This is a genomic window from Microbacterium sp. NPDC058389 (assembly GCF_042722305.1).
Lineage (GTDB): Bacteria > Actinomycetota > Actinomycetes > Actinomycetales > Microbacteriaceae > Microbacterium.
This window is the reverse complement of sequence record NZ_JBHXJQ010000007.1, coordinates 22765-39712: the sequence shown is the minus strand read 5'-3', so window position 1 is coordinate 39712 and position 16948 is coordinate 22765. Positions and strand designations below refer to the sequence as shown.

General features: G+C 71.2%; 18 protein-coding genes. 15 read left to right on the top strand and 3 right to left on the bottom strand.

Features of this window, described 5'->3' with window-relative positions:
• Nucleotides 1-208: 208 nt before the first annotated feature.
• Together ACFWJ8_RS11270 and metE are read left to right on the top strand one after the other, a co-directional pair.
• Nucleotides 209-1168 carry a methylenetetrahydrofolate reductase gene (locus ACFWJ8_RS11270; protein WP_378811390.1) on the top strand — a complete coding sequence of 320 codons (960 nt, stop codon included), beginning with the start codon at nucleotides 209-211 and terminating at the stop codon, nucleotides 1166-1168.
• Nucleotides 1169-1264: 96 nt separating this feature from the next.
• The gene (metE, locus tag ACFWJ8_RS11265) at nucleotides 1265-3595 is read left to right on the top strand and encodes a 5-methyltetrahydropteroyltriglutamate--homocysteine S-methyltransferase (RefSeq protein ID WP_378811388.1); all 2331 of its coding nucleotides are present in this window, start codon (nucleotides 1265-1267) and stop codon (nucleotides 3593-3595) included.
• A 61-nt stretch (nucleotides 3596-3656) separates the two neighbouring features.
• Here metE and ACFWJ8_RS11260 read toward each other — a convergent pair whose 3' ends face one another.
• Nucleotides 3657-5204 (bottom strand): hypothetical protein, encoded by a 1548-nt coding sequence (locus ACFWJ8_RS11260; protein ID WP_378811387.1) that lies wholly within the window; start codon nucleotides 5202-5204, stop codon nucleotides 3657-3659.
• A 115-nt stretch (nucleotides 5205-5319) separates the two neighbouring features.
• Nucleotides 5320-6000 (bottom strand): transcriptional repressor LexA, encoded by a 681-nt coding sequence (lexA, locus tag ACFWJ8_RS11255; RefSeq protein WP_378811385.1) that lies wholly within the window; start codon nucleotides 5998-6000, stop codon nucleotides 5320-5322.
• Between the two features lie 262 nt (nucleotides 6001-6262).
• On the opposite strand from lexA, the gene ACFWJ8_RS11250 reads away from it, so the two are divergent.
• The 7 genes from ACFWJ8_RS11250 to ACFWJ8_RS11220 all read left to right on the top strand — a co-directional run bounded on the left by ACFWJ8_RS11250 (nucleotide 6263) and on the right by ACFWJ8_RS11220 (nucleotide 12123).
• The gene (locus ACFWJ8_RS11250) at nucleotides 6263-6634 is read left to right on the top strand and encodes a LysM peptidoglycan-binding domain-containing protein (RefSeq protein WP_378811383.1); all 372 of its coding nucleotides are present in this window, start codon (nucleotides 6263-6265) and stop codon (nucleotides 6632-6634) included.
• A gap of 55 nt (nucleotides 6635-6689) precedes the next feature.
• The gene (locus ACFWJ8_RS11245; protein ID WP_378811712.1) at nucleotides 6690-7784 is read left to right on the top strand and encodes a histidinol-phosphate transaminase; all 1095 of its coding nucleotides are present in this window, start codon (nucleotides 6690-6692) and stop codon (nucleotides 7782-7784) included.
• Nucleotides 7781-8389, top strand: coding sequence for an imidazoleglycerol-phosphate dehydratase HisB (gene hisB, locus ACFWJ8_RS11240; RefSeq protein WP_378811381.1), 609 nt, complete (start codon nucleotides 7781-7783; stop codon nucleotides 8387-8389). Before ACFWJ8_RS11245 ends, hisB begins: the two co-directional genes overlap by 4 nt.
• The gene (gene hisH, locus ACFWJ8_RS11235) at nucleotides 8386-9054 is read left to right on the top strand and encodes an imidazole glycerol phosphate synthase subunit HisH (protein ID WP_378811379.1); all 669 of its coding nucleotides are present in this window, start codon (nucleotides 8386-8388) and stop codon (nucleotides 9052-9054) included. Before hisB ends, hisH begins: the two co-directional genes overlap by 4 nt.
• A 77-nt stretch (nucleotides 9055-9131) precedes the next feature.
• A complete protein-coding gene (gene priA / locus ACFWJ8_RS11230; protein ID WP_378811378.1) occupies nucleotides 9132-9878 on the top strand; it encodes a bifunctional 1-(5-phosphoribosyl)-5-((5-phosphoribosylamino)methylideneamino)imidazole-4-carboxamide isomerase/phosphoribosylanthranilate isomerase PriA in 747 nt (248 codons plus the stop codon).
• Nucleotides 9862-10653, top strand: coding sequence for an SseB family protein (locus tag ACFWJ8_RS11225; RefSeq protein ID WP_378811377.1), 792 nt, complete (start codon nucleotides 9862-9864; stop codon nucleotides 10651-10653). The genes priA and ACFWJ8_RS11225 overlap by 17 nt, the downstream gene beginning before the upstream one ends.
• Nucleotides 10654-10737: 84 nt before the next feature.
• Nucleotides 10738-12123, top strand: a complete 1386-nt coding sequence (locus tag ACFWJ8_RS11220; protein WP_378811376.1) for a pyridoxal phosphate-dependent decarboxylase family protein — start codon at nucleotides 10738-10740, stop codon at nucleotides 12121-12123.
• Nucleotides 12124-12141: 18 nt separating this feature from the next.
• Here ACFWJ8_RS11220 and ACFWJ8_RS11215 read toward each other — a convergent pair whose 3' ends face one another.
• Nucleotides 12142-12558 carry a DUF1844 domain-containing protein gene (locus ACFWJ8_RS11215; protein ID WP_378811375.1) on the bottom strand — a complete coding sequence of 139 codons (417 nt, stop codon included), beginning with the start codon at nucleotides 12556-12558 and terminating at the stop codon, nucleotides 12142-12144.
• A gap of 208 nt (nucleotides 12559-12766) precedes the next feature.
• Between ACFWJ8_RS11215 and infC the strand changes: the two genes are divergently transcribed.
• The 6 genes from infC (at nucleotide 12767) to ACFWJ8_RS11185 (ending at nucleotide 16838) form a co-directional block, all read left to right on the top strand.
• Complete coding sequence (gene infC / locus ACFWJ8_RS11210; protein WP_378811711.1) at nucleotides 12767-13417, top strand: translation initiation factor IF-3; 651 nt, start codon at nucleotides 12767-12769, stop codon at nucleotides 13415-13417.
• A 70-nt stretch (nucleotides 13418-13487) separates the two neighbouring features.
• Nucleotides 13488-13682 carry a 50S ribosomal protein L35 gene (gene rpmI / locus ACFWJ8_RS11205; protein ID WP_018172232.1) on the top strand — a complete coding sequence of 65 codons (195 nt, stop codon included), beginning with the start codon at nucleotides 13488-13490 and terminating at the stop codon, nucleotides 13680-13682.
• Between the two features lie 32 nt (nucleotides 13683-13714).
• Nucleotides 13715-14098, top strand: a complete 384-nt coding sequence (gene rplT, locus ACFWJ8_RS11200) for a 50S ribosomal protein L20 (RefSeq protein ID WP_018172233.1) — start codon at nucleotides 13715-13717, stop codon at nucleotides 14096-14098.
• A 72-nt stretch (nucleotides 14099-14170) separates the two neighbouring features.
• On the top strand, nucleotides 14171-14971 hold the full coding sequence (locus ACFWJ8_RS11195) for a TrmH family RNA methyltransferase (protein ID WP_378811374.1): 801 nt from the start codon (nucleotides 14171-14173) through the stop codon (nucleotides 14969-14971).
• An 84-nt stretch (nucleotides 14972-15055) separates the two neighbouring features.
• Complete coding sequence (locus ACFWJ8_RS11190; RefSeq protein ID WP_378811373.1) at nucleotides 15056-15859, top strand: amino acid ABC transporter ATP-binding protein; 804 nt, start codon at nucleotides 15056-15058, stop codon at nucleotides 15857-15859.
• Nucleotides 15860-15920: 61 nt separating this feature from the next.
• The gene (locus tag ACFWJ8_RS11185) at nucleotides 15921-16838 is read left to right on the top strand and encodes a glutamate ABC transporter substrate-binding protein (RefSeq protein WP_378811371.1); all 918 of its coding nucleotides are present in this window, start codon (nucleotides 15921-15923) and stop codon (nucleotides 16836-16838) included.
• The last annotated feature ends 110 nt before the right edge of the window (nucleotides 16839-16948 follow it).

Here is a 16948-nt window from a genome sequence, read left to right as displayed (position 1 = left end):
GCCCGTGCCGCATCCGCTACGGTGGACGCATCGTCGCCCGGTCGTGACCGGGCAGGAGCGACAGCCGAGCCCGGCACCCGCCCGCGATGACACCCCTCCGCCCGTGCCCCGTGCAGGCGGCGAGAGAGCGGTGCCGCGGCCGACCGGACTTTCTCGCATCGGCCCAGCCCTGTCCCACCGATAGCACTGTCCCGCCGGAGAGCACACGATGCCGATCGACCTGAGCACGCCACCCGTGCCGATCTCGTTCGAGGTGTACCCCCCTCGCACCGAGGCGGGGTGGCCGGCGCTGCACGAGACCATCCGGCACCTGGCATCCGTCGATCCGCGCTTCATCTCGGTGACCTACGGCGCCGGCGGCTCGACCGGCGGGCGCTCCCTCGAACTGCTCACGCACATCCTGCGCGAGACCGACGTCGAGCCGCTCGCCCACCTCACGTGCGTCGGGAACACGTGGTCGGGTGCGAACGCCCTCATCCGGGAGTTCCTGGATGCCGGCATCACGAGCTTCCTGGCCCTGCGGGGAGACCCGCCCGTGGGTGCCACGCAGGGCGATGCGTTCCTCGGCGACCTGGAGAGCTCGGCGCAGCTCGTGCAGCTCATCGACCGCGTGCAGGCCGAGCGGGAGCCGTACGCCGAGGCACCCATCCCGGGCGTTCCCGGCGCGGTGCGGGTCGACCGGCGACCGAAGGTCGACATCGCGGTGGCCGCGTTCCCCAACGGCCACCCGCGCTCGCGGCACGCGACCGAGCACATCGACGCGCTGCTGGCCAAGGAGGCGGCGGGGGCGACCCTCGCCATCACGCAGCTGTTCTTCGAGGCCGACGACTACCTGGGGTTCGTCGCCGCGTCCCGGGAGGCCGGGGTGACGATCCCGATCCTGCCGGGCGTGATGCCGATCACGTCGCCCGCGCGGCTGCGGCGCACGCTCGAGCTCACCGAGGTCCCGCGCCCAGATGCGCTCGCCGCGGCGCTGGAGGCCGAGGAGACGCCTGAGGGGCAGCGCGCCGTCGGCGTCGCCCATGCCGCCGCACTCGCCCGGGCGGTGGTGGACGGCGGTGCGCCCGGCATCCACCTCTACGCCTTCAACAACCACGACACGGTGCTCGCGGTGCTCCGCGACGCCGGGATCGTCGCCCCCGTCCGAATGCCCGACGCCGTCCGCTGAACCGGGCGCCGCATCCCGTCGGGCGTCCGACGGGTCTCTTCGGCGACCCCTGGAACACCCCCACGCCCACTGATCGACACCGAAAGAGAGAGCACGATGACCGACTCACGCACCCCCTTCCCGCACGGCACGATCCTCGGATACCCCCGCATCGGACGCCGGCGCGAGCTCAAGCGCGCCGTCGAGGCGCACTGGGCCGGCACGATCGACGAGGCGACGCTCGAGACCACGGCCGCCGAGCTGCGCCGTGCCGCGCGCGCCCGGCTCGCCGAGCTCGGACTGGGCCGCGACGACTCGTCGATCCCCGAATCCTTCTCGTACTACGACCAGGTGCACGACGCCGCGGTCGCCGTGGGCGTGCTGCCCGAGCGGTTCGCCGCACTCCGCGGCGCCGACGGAAGCATCGGCCTCGGCGCCTACTTCACGGCCGCGCGCGGTGCCGGCGAGGACGCGGCGCTCGAGATGACGAAGTGGTTCGACACGAACTACCACTACCTCGTGCCCGAGATCGGCCCCGAGACGACGTTCTCGCTGTCGAGCGACCGGTTCGCCCGTCAGGTCGCCGAGGCGAAGGCGGACGGCTACACGACGCGCCCCGTCGTGGTCGGGCCGGTGACGCTTCTCGCGCTGGCGAAGGCCGCCGACGGCGCACCCGAGGGCTTCGCGCCGCTCGACCGGCTCGACGACCTGCTGCCCGTGTACGCCGAGCTGCTGGCGTCGCTGCGCGCCGCGGGTGCCGAGTGGGTGCAGCTCGAGGAGCCTGCGCTCGTGAGCGAGAGCCTCGCGGCGTCGTCGGACGAGCTCGCGGATGCCGCCGCCTGCGCCTACGCGGTGCTCGGTGCGGCCGCCGACCGCCCGCGTGTCCTCGTGGCCGCCGGCTACGCCCAGCTGTCGCCGGCCGCATGGACGGCGCTCGCAGCGGCACCCGTCGAAGCCGTCGCGATCGACCTCACCCGCGGCGCCGTGCCGCCGGCGGTTCCGGGGCTGGAGGGCAAGACCCTCGTCGGCGGCGTCATCGACGGTCGCAACGTGTGGCGCGGCGACCTCGCCGGCGCCTGGGCGCGTCTCGATGCGCTTCAGGGGCTCGGCGCGGCGCAGGTGACCGCCGGTACGTCGACCTCGTTGCAGCACGTGCCGCACGATGTCGAGGAGGAGGGCGCGCTCGACCCCCGGCTCGCGTCGTGGCTCGCGTTCGCCGATCAGAAGACGGCCCAGGTGGTCACGCTGGCCACCGGCCTCGTGCAGGGGCGCGACAGCATCGCGGAGGCGCTGGATGCCGCATCCACCGCTCTGGCGGACCGGCACGACGCTCCGGGCGTCCGCGACGGCGCCGTGCGCAACCGGGTCGCCGGGCTGGGCGCCGGCGACTTCGATCGTGGCGACTACGACGAGCGCGTCGCGGCGCAGGACGCGGAACTCGGTCTGCCGCTGCTTCCCACGACGACGATCGGCTCGTTCCCGCAGACGGGCGATATCCGCCGGGCGCGTGCGCGTCACGGCCGCGGCGAGCTCACCGTCGACGAGTACGAGGGCTTCCTGCGCGACGAGATCTCGCGCGTCGTCGCGCTGCAGGAGGACCTGGGACTGGACGTCCTGGTTCACGGCGAGCCCGAGCGCAACGACATGGTGCAGTACTTCGCCGAGCACCTCGACGGCTTCGCCGTGACGCAGCACGGCTGGGTGCAGTCGTACGGCTCCCGTGCGACCCGTCCGTCGATCCTGTGGGGCGACGTCTCGCGTCCGGCGCCGATCACGGTCGACTGGTCGGTGTTCGCCCAGTCGCTCACCGACAAGCCCATGAAGGGCATGCTGACGGGCCCGGTCACGATTCTCGCGTGGTCGTTCGTGCGCGACGACCAGCCGCTCGGCGACACCGCGAACCAGGTCGCCCTGGCGCTGCGCGACGAGATCGCAGACCTCGAGGCCGCCGGCATCCGCGTGATCCAGGTCGACGAGCCCGCGCTGCGCGAGCTGCTGCCGCTCAAGCAGGCGGACCAGCCGGCGTACCTCGACTGGTCGGTCGGGTCGTTCCGGCTCGCGACGGCCGGGGCGGCGCCCGCCACGCAGGTGCACACGCACCTGTGCTACTCGGAGTTCGACGTCGTGATCGACGCGATCGCCGCGCTCGATGCCGACGTCACCTCGATCGAGGCGGCCCGCAGCCGCGGCGAGGTGATCGGCGACATCGCCGCCTCCGGGTTCGCGGCCGGCATCGGCCCGGGCGTCTACGACATCCACTCGCCCCGCGTGCCCGCGGTGGCCGAGATCGGCGCACTCCTGGACCGCGCGGTCGACGAGCTGTCGCTGCGCCGCGTCTGGGTCAACCCGGACTGCGGGCTCAAGACCCGTGGATATGACGAGACGGTCGCGTCGCTGCGGAACCTCGTGGCCGCAACGACGGATGTGCGCGAGCGTCTCAACGCCTGACGCCCGGACATGACGGGAGGGCCGGTGCGACTGCACCGGCCCTCCCGTTCGCGTATCGGCGTCAGTCGCCCTTCTTCGGACGAGGGGGATCCGCGTCCGCGCCCGACGACGCGCTCGCGGCGGGCGAGGCCTCGAGGTCGGGGAGCGGGACGGTCTCGGCATCGGGCGAGGGGAGCGGCAGCGTGTCGTTCGCGTCGCCGTCGGCCTCACTCGTCGCCGACGACGCGGCGGCGGCATCCTCGTCCGGGGCTGCTTCGGCCGGGACGACGGGTTCTTCACCGGGGCGGCGCTGCAGCAGCTCGAACAGCCACCACACCAGCAGCCACACGATGAGCACGAGGAACACCTCGCCGACGCTCAGCGGGCGCAGCAGCATCAGCCACACGATGGCGAGCGCGCCGAGCACGATCCGGACGAGCACGCGCTGTGCGAAGAGCCACGATCCGACGCGGCCGGTGTCGACGCGATGCGCCCGGAGCGAGCGGCGCAGGCCCGCGTTCACCGAGGCGACACCGCTGCGGGTCGCACGCGCGCCGCGCCAACGTCCCGAGGTCCACGCGATGACGGCGATCACGACGCCGAGCAGCGTCAGCACGACGGCGGTGTCGCGCATGGCCGAGGTCACCTGGTCGTAGATCGAGGTGAGCGCGCCGGCCGAGACGCCGAGCTTCGGGGCGCTGAGGGCCAGCACCGATCCGGCGACCCCGAGGGTGATCGCGAGGATGCCTGCACCCGCGGCGATGCCGACGCCGGTGCCGAGCACCGCCGTCGAGCGGCGACGGGCGATCAGGATGCCGGCGATGAAGAGAACGAGCGCGACGATCGGCGTCCACCAGCCGACAGCCACGGCGAGGTTGTAGACCGTGCCGACGATCGTGAGCGCGTCGCTCTGGGCCACCACGATCGTCTGGTTGATGACGGGGATGGACGAGGCGAACCCGACCCCGTTGTCGACGAGTCGCTGCTTGACCTCTTCGATGATCGGTCCGAGCTGGATCCCGACCTCGCCCTTGTCGCCGATGACCACGGCGCCGTCCGACGTGCCCCCGGCGGCGACGGCCGCGAGAGAGCGGTGGCTCGCGCGCAGCGCCGTCTCCCACACGTCCGCGAAGGCGTCCGACTGCACGAGCTTCGTGACGGTGGTGTCGATCAGGCCCTGCACGCCCTGGATCGCCGGCTCGCGCAGCAGGTTCAGGGCGGCGAGGGCCCGCGGGGGGAGGTCGAGCTGCTCGAGGCCGTCGAACAGGTCGTTCGTGATCCCTTCGATGTCGACGGAGTCCTCGATGGCCGTGGTCACCTGGTCGACGACGAGCGCCTGCACCTGCGGGTCGTCCGCGAGCGGGGCGAACGTCTCGACGAACCGGGTCTCGTCGACGAGCTCGACACGTGCCCACGCCGACACGATCGACACCGGCACGAGGATCGACGCGATGACGATGCACAGGGCCGACAGGAACGCTCGCCAGCGCGAGCCGCGCGCCCCTCGGGGCTCGTCGCCCGGGCCGCCCGAAGGGGTCTCCGCCCGAAGCCGGGCGTTCTCGGCCTCGAGCGCCTCCAGGCGTGCTCGAAGCTCGGCGGTGTCGTCTGCGGTCGTCGCATCGGCGGTCATTCCCCCCTTATAGCGCCTGGGGGTGACATCCCGCCACCTGCCGCTCCGCACGTGGCCGAACCGTGCGTCGCGCGTCGTCGCGCGCCTCGCCGACCCCGGCGCGCGCGGGCCGGGGTCACACGGCCCGCAGGACCGCCACGACCTTGCCGAGGACGACGGCCTCGTCGCCGAGGATCGGCTCGAACGCCGAGTTGCGCGGCAGCAGCCACGTGTGGCCGTCGCGCTGTCGGAACGTCTTGACGGTCGCCTCGCCGTCGAGCATCGCGGCCACGATGTCGCCGTTGTCGGCCGTCGCCTGCGAGCGGACGACCACCCAGTCGCCGTCGCAGATGGCGGCGTCGATCATCGATTCGCCCGCGACCTTCAGCATGAACAGATCGCCCTTCCCGACGAGCTGACGCGGGAGCGGGAAGATCTCCTCCACCTGCTGCTCGGCTGTGATCGGCACGCCCGCCGCGATGCGCCCGACGAGCGGCACGAGGGCGGCATCGCCCAGTGCCGGCACCGAGTCGGCCGGATTCTCGGTGGAGGTGCCGGGCAGATCGATCAGCACCTCCATGGCGCGCGTCTTGCCGGCGTCGCGGCGCAGGTAGCCGCTGAGCTCGAGCTGGTTGAGCTGGTGGGTGACGCTGGACAGCGACTTCAGGCCCACGGCATCGCCGATCTCGCGCATGCTCGGCGGGTAGCCGTGACGGGCGATCGAGCGCTGGATCACCTCGAGGATCGCGAGCTGCTTGTCGCTGAGGCTCTTGCGCCGTCGGGTCTGGGGCTTGTCGCGCCCGGCCGCGTCGCTCATGTCCGGCTCCGTCCTGCGCTGCGTCGTCGAGCGCTGTTTCTTCGAATGTCGGAGGCCCGTGGTGGGGTTCTCTTATCGAAACCGTATCCGGATACGCGCGCGGAAGGGAACAACCCGGCCGCGTGTCGCGTTCGAGGGATGAGCACCGGAATCGACTGTTGACACAACTCAGAATCGAAGATAGCTTCGGAAGAGAGGTTCGGATTCCCCGCTCCCGGCCGAGCGGGGAATGCGAATCTCTCCCCAGCAGGAGGAGAAGAGCATGACTGCGATCAGCTTCCCGACGTCCGTTGCGACACCGGTCCGCACGACGCGCCTGCGGTTGACCGTGCGCGGCCGCCGCGTGCTGGCGCTGCTCGCCGCCCTGCCTGCGCTCATCGCCCTGGGGGCGGCCATGGCACTCGGAGGCGGAGCCGCGCTCGCCTCACTCGAGGGCGGGGCGCCGGCCGACTCGTTCGAATCGGTCATCGTGTCGGCGGGTGATTCGCTGTGGTCGATCGCCGAGGAGGTCGCGCCCGGCCACGACCCGCGCGACGTCGTGGATCAGATCGCCCGTCTGAACGCCCTGAACGGCGTCGCGGTCCAGGTGGGGCAGCAGCTCGCGATCCCTGCGCAGTTCACGGAAGGCCGCTGACGCTCCACGTCGCGCTTCGTCACGCGGGGGAGGCCCGGTGCTGCACCGCTCTACCATGGGAGGGGTGAGTGCACGTCTCGAAGACCTCCCTTTACGCGCCGACCTCCGCGGCCAGACGCCGTACGGCGCGCCGCAGGCAGCCCTGCCCGTCGCCCTGAACGTCAACGAGAACACCCATCCCGTGCCGCAGGACGTGGCGGACGACATCCTCGACGCGATCGCCCGTGCGCTCCGCGACGTCAACCGGTACCCGGACCGCGAATTCACGGCGCTCCGCGAGGGCTTCGCCGATTACCTCGGCCACGGCCTGACGCGCGATCAGATCTGGGCGGCCAACGGCTCGAACGAGGTGCTGCAGCACATCCTGCAGGCCTTCGCGGGTCCGGGGCGCACAGCGTTCGGGTTCTCACCGACCTATTCGATGTACCCGCTCCTCACGCGAGGCACAGGTGCCCGATGGGTGCCGGGGACACGGGCCGACGACTACACCGTGAGCGCGTCGGACGCCGCGGCGCAGGTCGCCGACGCCGCCCCGGACGTCGTGTTCCTGTGTGCGCCGAACAACCCCACCGGCACGCCGCTCGGGCTCGACGTCGTCGAAGCGGTCTACGACGCGACCGACGGCATCGTGATCGTCGATGAGGCGTACTTCGAGTTCGCGCCGGCAGACGCCCGCTCCGCGCTGACGTTGCTGCCGGGGCGCGAGCGCCTCGTGGTGTCGCGCACGATGAGCAAGGCGTTCGCCTTCGCCGGAGCGCGTGTGGGCTACCTCGCCGCGGATCCCGCGCTCGTCGACGCGCTGCGCCTGGTGCGGCTGCCGTACCACCTCAGCGCCCTCACGCAGGCCGCCGCGAGCGCCGCGCTGCGGCACGCGCCCGTCATGCTGGGCATGGTGGACGAGATCGTGGCCCAGCGCGACCGCATCTCGGCCACCGTGGAGGCGCTCGGATACACCGCGCACGATTCCTGGACGAACTTCGTCCTGTTCGGCGACGTCGACGACCCGGCCACGACGTGGCGTGCGCTGTACGACCAGGGCGTGCTGATCCGAGACGTCGGGATCCCGCACCACCTGCGCGTCACGGCGGGCACCGCCGACGAGACGACAGCGTTCCTCGACGCCCTCGCCTCGGTAGGATCGGCCGCATGAGCGCCGCACCCCGTACCGCCTCTCTCCGGCGCGCGACCAGCGAGTCGACCGTCGAGCTCGAGCTCGACCTCGACGGCACCGGCCGCAGCCGCATCGACTCGACGGTGCCCTTCTTCGACCACATGCTGACCGCGTTCGCGAAGCACTCGCTGACCGACCTCACGGTGCGCGCGTCGGGCGACACGGACATCGATGCGCACCACACCGTGGAAGACATCTCGATCGTGCTCGGTCAGGCGATCCGCGAGGCGCTCGGCGACAAGTCCGGCATCTCGCGCTACGGCGACGCCCTTGTCCCGCTCGACGAGGCGCTCGCGCAGGCGGTCGTCGACATCAGCGGGCGCCCGTACCTGGTGCACACCGGCGAGCCGGCCGGCTTCGAGCACCACCTCATCGGCGGGCACTTCACGGGTTCGCTCGTGCGGCACACGTTCGAGGCCATCTCGTTCAACGCGGCGCTCACCGTCCACGTGAACGTGCTGGCGGGCCGCGACCCGCACCACATCGCCGAGGCCGAATACAAGGCGTTCGCGCGCGCATTTCGCCAGGCCAAGGCGCTCGATCCGCTGGTCGTGGGCATCCCGAGCACGAAGGGCGCGCTGTGACCGACGTGGCCGGCGACGGCGGCAAGCCGGTCATCGCGGTGCTCGACTACGGCTCGGGCAACGTGCACTCCGCGGTCAAGGCGCTCATCGCGGCGGGAGCCGACGCGCGGCTCACCTCCGACCGCGGTCTCGTGATGGATGCCGACGGCCTGTTCGTCCCGGGCGTCGGGGCGTTCCGCGCGGTGGCCGAGGCGCTGCGCGCGAGCCGCGGCGACGAGCTCATCGAACGACGCCTCGCGGGCGGTCGTGCTGTGCTCGGCGTGTGCGTCGGCATGCAGATCTTCTTCGAGCGCGGCGTGGAGCGCGCGGTCGACACCGAGGGCCTCGGCGAATGGCCGGGCGTCGTCACCGAGCTCGACGCACCGGTGCTGCCCCACATGGGCTGGAACACCGTGCAGGCGGGGGAAGGCTCCCGGCTGTTCCGCGGCATCGAGGACGAGCGGTTCTACTTCGTGCACTCGTTCGGTGCGCAGAAGTGGCTGCTCGACGTGCAGCCGCCGTTCCCGCAGCCGGTCCTCACGTGGTGCGACTACGGCACGCCGTTCCTCGCGGCCGTCGAGAACGGCCCGCTGTCGGCGACCCAGTTCCACCCCGAGAAATCAGGGGATGCCGGCATCCGGCTGCTGGCGAATTGGATCGACGGCCTCGGCGCGGCTACCCTCTGAACTCGTGCCCGTCCGCGTCGGCGATCGTCGCGCGTGACCCCGTCCGCACGCACAAGACTTTGATCAGCCAGGGAAACATGAACGATTTCGCGTCCACACCCAAACTCGTCCTCCTGCCCGCCGTCGACGTGGCGGACGGCAAGGCGGTCCGTCTCACCCAGGGCGAGGCGGGCACCGAGACGAGCTACGGCGACCCCGTCGACGCCGCGCTGGACTTCGCGCGCCAGGGGGCGGAGTGGATCCACCTCGTCGACCTCGACGCCGCCTTCGGCCGCGGCAGCAACGCCGGCGTGCTGCGCCGTGTGATCAAGCAGGTCAAGGGTGTGCAGGTCGAGCTGTCGGGCGGCATCCGCGACGACCGCACGCTGGAGGCCGCGCTCGAGAGCGGCGCGTCGCGCATCAACCTCGGCACCGCTGCGCTGGAGAACCCGGAGTGGGCGGCCGACGTCATCAGCCGGTACGGCGACGCGATCGCCGTCGGGCTCGACGTCCGCGGCACGACGCTCGCCGCTCGCGGCTGGACGCGCGAAGGCGGCGACCTGTGGACGGTCCTGGACCGCCTGGAGGCCGCGGGCTGCAGCCGCTACGTCGTCACCGACGTCACGAAGGACGGCACGCTGAAGGGCCCGAACCTCGACCTGCTGCGCGAACTGACGACCCGCACGCCGAAGCCGATCGTGGCTTCGGGGGGCGTGTCGAGTCTCGACGACATCGCAGCGCTGCGCGACCTCGTGCCGCTGGGCGTCGAGGGTGCGATCGTGGGCAAGGCGCTGTACGCCGGTGCGTTCACGCTCGCCGAGGCGCTGGATGTCGCCGGACACTGAGCCCGGCGCCGGCGCGCACCCCCACCACGGCGCCGACTCCGCCGGCGTCCCGTGGGAGGGTCGCAGCTTCCACAGCAACCCGCATGCCGCAGACGACGGCTCGGCCGACCCCGCGCTGCTGGCCGCGCTGACCGCGTTCCGCGCCGGCGAGGGGACGCAGCGCGAGGTGGTCGACGCGTACCGTTCGGCGCGCCTGCTGATCCCGCTGATCGCCGACAAGGGCGACCACGGCATCGGCCCGCACGGCCTCGAGGTCGACAAGACGCAGGAGCTGTCGATCGTGACGGTCGCCGCTCCCGACGGCCGGCGCGTGCTGCCGGTGTTCACGTCGGTCGACACGATGCGGCGATGGGATGCCGCAGCCCGGCCGGTCCCGGCGGACGGCGTCCGCACCGCGCTTGCGGCGGCGGCCGACGACACCGACCTCATCGTGGTGGACCCCGGTTCGGAGACCGAGTTCGTCATCCGCCGGCCCGCGGTCTGGGCGATCGGCCAGGGCACGGCGTGGGAGCCGAGCTTCGTCTCGCCCGAGGTGGTGGCGGGCCTGCACAGCAGCATCGGCGGCGAGCTCGCGGTCATCGATCTCGTCGTCGAGTCCGGGGATCCCGAGGCGCGGCTGCGCGGTCCCGAGCTCGTCGTGCGGCTGCAGCTGATGCAGGGGCTGGAGAAGGACGAGCTCGACGCGGTGCTCGCGCGCCTCGCCAAGCGCTGGGCCGCCGACGACCGCATCGCGGTGCTCGTGGACTCGCTCGTCGTGAAGCTCGTCCGCGCCTGACGCGCGCGCCCGAGACAGACGAGGCCCCGCGGGCATAGAGTCCTCCTGTCTCGCGACGGCAGAAGTCGCAGGGAGGTCGCACCGATGCACCCCGATCCCGACGTGTTCGCGCGCGCGCTCGACGCCGCGGCGGATTCCGCCCGTTCCTGGCTCGCGGCCCTCGATGAGCGTCCGATCCCGCCCAGAGCCGGCATCGAGGACGTGAAGGACGCGCTCGGCCGCGAGCTCGCCGACGACGCGACCGACGCCGAGGCCGTCGTGCGCGACCTCGCGATCGCGGTGGAACCAGGACTCATGGGGATGCCGAGCGCGCGCTTCTACGGCTGGGTCATCGGCGGGACGCAGCCGGCCGCCCTCGCGGCCGACTGGCTCGTCTCGGCGTGGGACCAGAACACGGCGCTGCGTGCCGTCACGCCGGGCGTGGTGGCCGCGGAGGAGCTGGCGGGGGAGTGGATCGTCGACCTGCTCGGGCTGCCGGCCGGCTCTGATGTCGGCTTCGTGACCGGTGCGACGGTGGCGAACTTCACGTGCTTGGCGGCGGCGCGCGATGCGGTACTGCGCGACGTCGGCTGGGATGCCTCGATCCAGGGGCTCGCGGGCGGGCCGCGCGTGCGCGTGATCGTCGGTGAGGAGCGCCACGACACCGTCGACCACGCGGTGCGCATGCTCGGCCTGGGCGCACCCGTCGTCGTGCCGGCCGACGACCAGGGGCGCATCGACGTGGCCGCCCTCGAGGCGGAGCTCGCGGTGGACCACGGCCCCACGATCGTCGTGCTGCAGGCCGGCAACCTCCACTCCGGCGCGTTCGACGACTTCGGCCCCGCCATCGCCGCCGCGCACCTCGCCGGCGCGTGGGTGCACGTCGACGGCGCGTTCGGGCTGTGGGCCGCGGCATCCCCTCGCTCCCGTCCGCTGGTGGCCCACGTCGAACGGGCTGATTCGTGGGCCACGGACGCGCACAAGACGCTCAGCGTGCCCTACGACTGCGGCATCGCGATCGTCGCGGACCCGGCGGCGCTGCGCGCCGCGATGGGAATGACCGCGACCTACCTCAGCCGCACCGCGAGCTCCGACCACGCCGATCCGCACGACCGCGTGCCTGAACTGTCGCGGCGGGCGCGCGGCGTGCCGACGTACGCCGCGCTGCGGGCGATGGGGCGCGACGGCGTCGCCGCGCTCGTGGACCGGCTGACGGATGCCGCCGCAGCCCTCGCCGCCGGACTGTCGCGGCTTCCGGGGGTGGAGGTGCTGGGCGACGTGGTGTTCACGCAGGTGTGCGTGGCCCGCGCCGACGACGCGGCGACCGACGCGTGGGCCGATGCGCTGCGGGCGGACGGCGTCGCGTTCGCGTCGTCGTCGCACTGGCACGGGCGGTCCGTGCTGCGGTTCTCGGTCAGCAACTGGGGGACGGATGCCGCGCAGGCCGAGCGCACGCTCGGCGCCGCGGCATCCGCCCTCGCACAGGTGTGACGGCGAACGCCTGCCGGGTCAGTTGACCGGGCCGGTCCACTTCTCGCCGGGACCCTTGCCGATCGGGTCGGGGATGACGGAGGCCTCTCGGAACGCGAGCTGCAGCGAGCGCAGGCCGTCGCGCAGCGACCGCGCGTGCATGTCGCTGATCTCAGGCGCCCCGGCCGTGATGAGTCCTGCCAGCGCGTTGATGAGCTTGCGCGCTTCGTCGAGGTCGGTCTGCGTCTCCGGATCGTCGGCGAGCCCGACCTTCACGGCGGCCGCGCTCATGAGGTGCACCGCGGCCGTGGTGATGACCTCGACGGCCGGCACGTCCGCGATGTCGCGGGTGGCGGAGGCCGCCGCGCGTTCCTGCTCCTCCCAGCGGGCCTGACGTTCGGCGTCTACCGCCACAGTGCTCGTCTGGTCGCCGTCCTGGTCTCGAATCGTGTCCACGCCGTTCTCTCTGATAGACTGCTGCGGTCTCCGGTGCGTTCTGCACCGGATCGGAAAGTGGATCACATCCCACCCGCGCTTGCCGTTCCAGGCTACCGGGTCATGCACTCCGCCCCGACCGCTTGCGGAAGGGGTAGTTCAGGGTGCGAGAGCCGGCGCTCGCGTCGTGCCGGGTGGAATGCGTGACTCTTTCCGCGAATCCATCCGCATGAAGGAGTTCCGCATCAGCGATCCCCGCACCAACGACCGCATCCGGGTGCCCGAGGTCCGCCTCGTCGGCCCGAACGGAGAGCAGGTCGGCGTCGTCCGCATCGAGGTGGCGCTGCGCCTGGCTCAGGAAGCCGACCTCGATCTCGTCGAGGTGGCCCCCAACTCGAAGCCGCCCGTGGTCAAGATCATGGACTACGGCAAGTTCAAGTACGAGGCCGCGCAGAAGGCCAAGGAAGCGCGTCGCAACCAGGCGAACACCGTCCTCAAGGAGGTCCGGTTCCGTCTGAAGATCGAGGCTCACGACTACATCACCAAGCTCAAGCGCGCCGAGGGCTTCCTCCAGTCCGGCGACAAGGTGAAGGCCATGATCCTGTTCCGCGGTCGCGAGCAGTCGCGTCCCGAGCAGGGTGTGCGTCTGCTCCGCAAGTTCGCCGAGGACGTGGCCGAGTTCGGCACCGTGGAGTCGAACCCCACGATCGACGGACGCAACATGGTGATGGTCATCGCACCGCACAAGAACAAGTCCGAGGTGAAGACCGAGCAGAACGCTCAGCGCGCCGCGAACAAGGAGGCCGCACGGTCCGCCCGCAACGGCGCACCGGCGTCCGAGACCCCGGCCCCCGAGGCCGAGGCAGCCCCGGCCGAATAAGGCCCCACAGACTCCCGCACCGCGGGATACCGACTCCCGCCTGCGCGGGATGGAAACGAAGGAAGAAGAGATGCCGAAGCAGAAGACCCACTCGGGCGCCAAGAAGCGCTTCAAGGTCACCGGCAGCGGGAAGCTCATGAAGCAGCAGGCGAACCTTCGCCACAACTTCGAGGGCAAGTCCAGCCGCCGCACCCGCCGTCTGTCGCAGGAGCAGGTCCTCGCTCCCGGTGACGCCAAGGTCGCCAAGAAGCTCCTCGGTCGCTGAGCGCGCCGACGCACGAATAGGAATACAACGAAATGGCTAGAGTCAAGCGGGCCGTCAACGCCCACAAGAAGCGTCGCGTCATCCTCGAGCGCGCCTCGGGTTACCGTGGTCAGCGTTCGCGCCTGTACCGCAAGGCGAAGGAGCAGGTCACCCACTCGCTCGTCTACGCGTACCGCGACCGTCGCAAGCGCAAGGGCGACTTCCGCCGTCTGTGGATCCAGCGCATCAACGCCGCTGCCCGCCAGAACGGCATCACCTACAACCGCTTCATCCAGGGCCTCGGCCTCGCGGGTGTGCAGGTCGACCGCCGCATGCTCGCCGAGCTCGCGGTGAACGAGCCCAAGACGTTCGCGTCGCTCGTCGAGACCGCCAAGAAGGCTCTGCCCGAGAACGTCAACGCTCCCAAGAGCGCCTGACACCGGCATCCACTCGGAAACGGGGCGTCCTCCACACGGAGGGCGCCCCTTTCTTGTCCCTAGACTGATGCCGTGCTCGAGAACCCCCGCTCTCCGCGTGTCCGCGCCGTCGCGAAGCTGACGAAGCGCAGCGCCCGTCAAGAGACCGGGCTGTTCCTGCTGGAGGGGCCGCAGGCCGCGCGCGAGGCGCTGGCCTACAAGCCTGAGACGCTCGTCGAGATCTTCGCGACCCCGACGGCGATGGACAAGCACACCGACGTGCGCGACGCAGCGAGGGATGCCGGCCTGGAGGTCGTCTACACGACCGAGGCCGTGCTCGACGCGATGGCCGACACGGTGACGCCGCAGGGCATCGTCGCGGTGGCACGCCAGTCGCCGACGTCCCTGCGCGAGGTGTTCGCCGCGTTGCCCCGGCTCGTGGCGATCTGCGAAGAGGTGCGCGATCCGGGCAACCTGGGCACGATCATCCGCGCCGCGGATGCGGCGGGGGCGGATGCCGTCGTCCTGACCGGCCGGACGGTCGACCCCTACAACCCCAAGGTCGTGCGCGCGACGACGGGCTCGCTGTTCCACGTGCCGGTCGCGGTCGGCGTGGACCTCGCGACGGCGGTCGAGAAGGCCCATGCCGCCGGCGTGCAGGTGATCGCGGCCGATGTCGGCGGCGGCGACTTCCTCGCATCGCGCGACCTGCTGGCCGGGCCGACCGCCTGGCTGTTCGGCAACGAGGCGCGCGGACTGGAGGAGGACGCGCTGGCCCTCGCCGACCTGTCGCTGCGCCTGCCGATCTACGGCGCCGCCGAATCGCTCAACCTGGCGACCGCCGCGAGCGTGTGCCTGTACGAGACGGCGTTCGCGCAGCGAGCGGCCGACTGAGGCGGGTCGCGGTCCTGTTACAACACGGTTAAGACCCGTGCGGTGCTCTGGCCTCGGGTCGGAAGCCCGCCCTAGGGTGGCGATATGACGCCCGACGAAAGCGCGCCTCGCGGTGAATCGACACCGACCAGCAACATCTCGGTGCGGCGCGGGGATCCGCTTGTTGAGATCAAGGATGTCCAGAAGCATTACGGCGACTTCCAGGCCCTGAAGGACATCGACCTGACGGTCAACCGCGGCGAGGTCGTGGTCGTCATCGGGCCGTCCGGCTCCGGCAAGTCGACGCTGTGCCGCACGATCAACCGCCTGGAGACCATCACGAGCGGGACGATCACGATCGACGGCAAGGAGCTGCCGAAAGAAGGCAAGGGCCTCGCCGGCCTGCGAGCCGATGTCGGCATGGTGTTCCAGTCGTTCAACCTCTTCTCGCACCTGACGATCCTCGAGAACGTGACGCTCGGGCCGATCAAGGTCAAGAAGATGAAGAAGGCCGATGCCGAGGCGCTCGCCAAGCAGCTGCTCGACCGCGTCGGCGTCGGGCACCAGGCGTCGAAGCTGCCGGCCCAGCTCTCCGGCGGTCAGCAGCAGCGTGTCGCGATCGCACGCGCGCTCGCGATGCAGCCGAAGGTCATGCTGTTCGACGAGCCGACCAGCGCGCTCGACCCCGAGATGATCAACGAGGTGCTCGACGTCATGGTCGGCCTCGCCCAGGACGGCATGACGATGATCGTCGTCACCCACGAGATGGGCTTCGCGCGCAAGGCGGCCGACCGCGTGGTGTTCATGGCCGACGGGCAGATCGTCGAGCAGGCCACGCCCGAGGAGTTCTTCACGAACCCGCAGAGCGGCAGGGCGAAGGACTTCCTGTCCAAGCTGCTCACCCACTGACGTCCGCGCCTGCACCGGCGCGGCGAACGAAGGTATACACGGAACGGACTTGGAGGATCACATGCGGAACCTAAGGATCGGCGGGGCTCTCGCGGGCATCGCGATCGCAGCCCTCGCGCTGACGGCGTGCAACAGCGGCACGCCCGGCGCAGAGCCCTCGGCGTCGGACGGCGGCGGGGACGACGGCGGGTCGAGCACCCCCTGGACGGTCGCGACCGACGTGACCATCGACGGCAGCCCCACCTTCGACGCCATCACCGAACGCGGCACGGTCAAGGTCGGTGTCAAGGAGGACCAGCCGGGTCTCGGCTACCTCGACCCGACCACGGGGGAGCGCACCGGATTCGACGTGGATGTCGCACGGTGGATCGCGGCGTCCCTCGGCTTCGACGAGGAGCAGATCGAGTTCCAGCCGATCGCGTCGGCCAACCGCGAGCAGGCGATCGTGAACGGCGACATCGACTACTACGTCGGCACGTACTCGATCACCGACAAGCGCAAGGAGCAGATCTCCTTCGCCGGGCCGTACTTCATCACGGGTCAGGGCCTTCTCGTCGCGGCTGACAACGACACCATCGACGGGCCCGACTCGCTGACCGCCGACATGGTGGTGTGCTCGGCGACGGGGTCGACGTCGATCCAGCGGATCAAGGACCTCGGCACCGCGCAGACCAAGGAGTACGACACCTACTCGGCCTGCGTCGAGGACCTCAAGAACGGCCAGGTGGACGCGGTCACCACCGACGAGGCGATCCTCATCGGCTACGCGGCCCAAGACCCCGACAACCTCAAGGTCGTCGGCGACGTCTTCAGCGAGGAGCGCTACGGCGTCGGCCTCGCCAAGGGCGACACCGCGCTGCAGGAGTTCATCAACACGATGTTCACCGACGGCGGCGACGTCTGGCAGCAGATCTTCGACAACAACCTCGGCGCCTCAGGCGTGAAGGGCGAGCAGCCGGAGGTCGACCCGGTCGACTGACCGGGTTCCGGTGGCGGGGGCCGGGGCCCCCCCGGCCCCCCCCCCCCACCACACCCGCCCCCCCCCGGGGGGGTAACCACAGCCCTCCACCAACCCCCAAAAAAAATTAA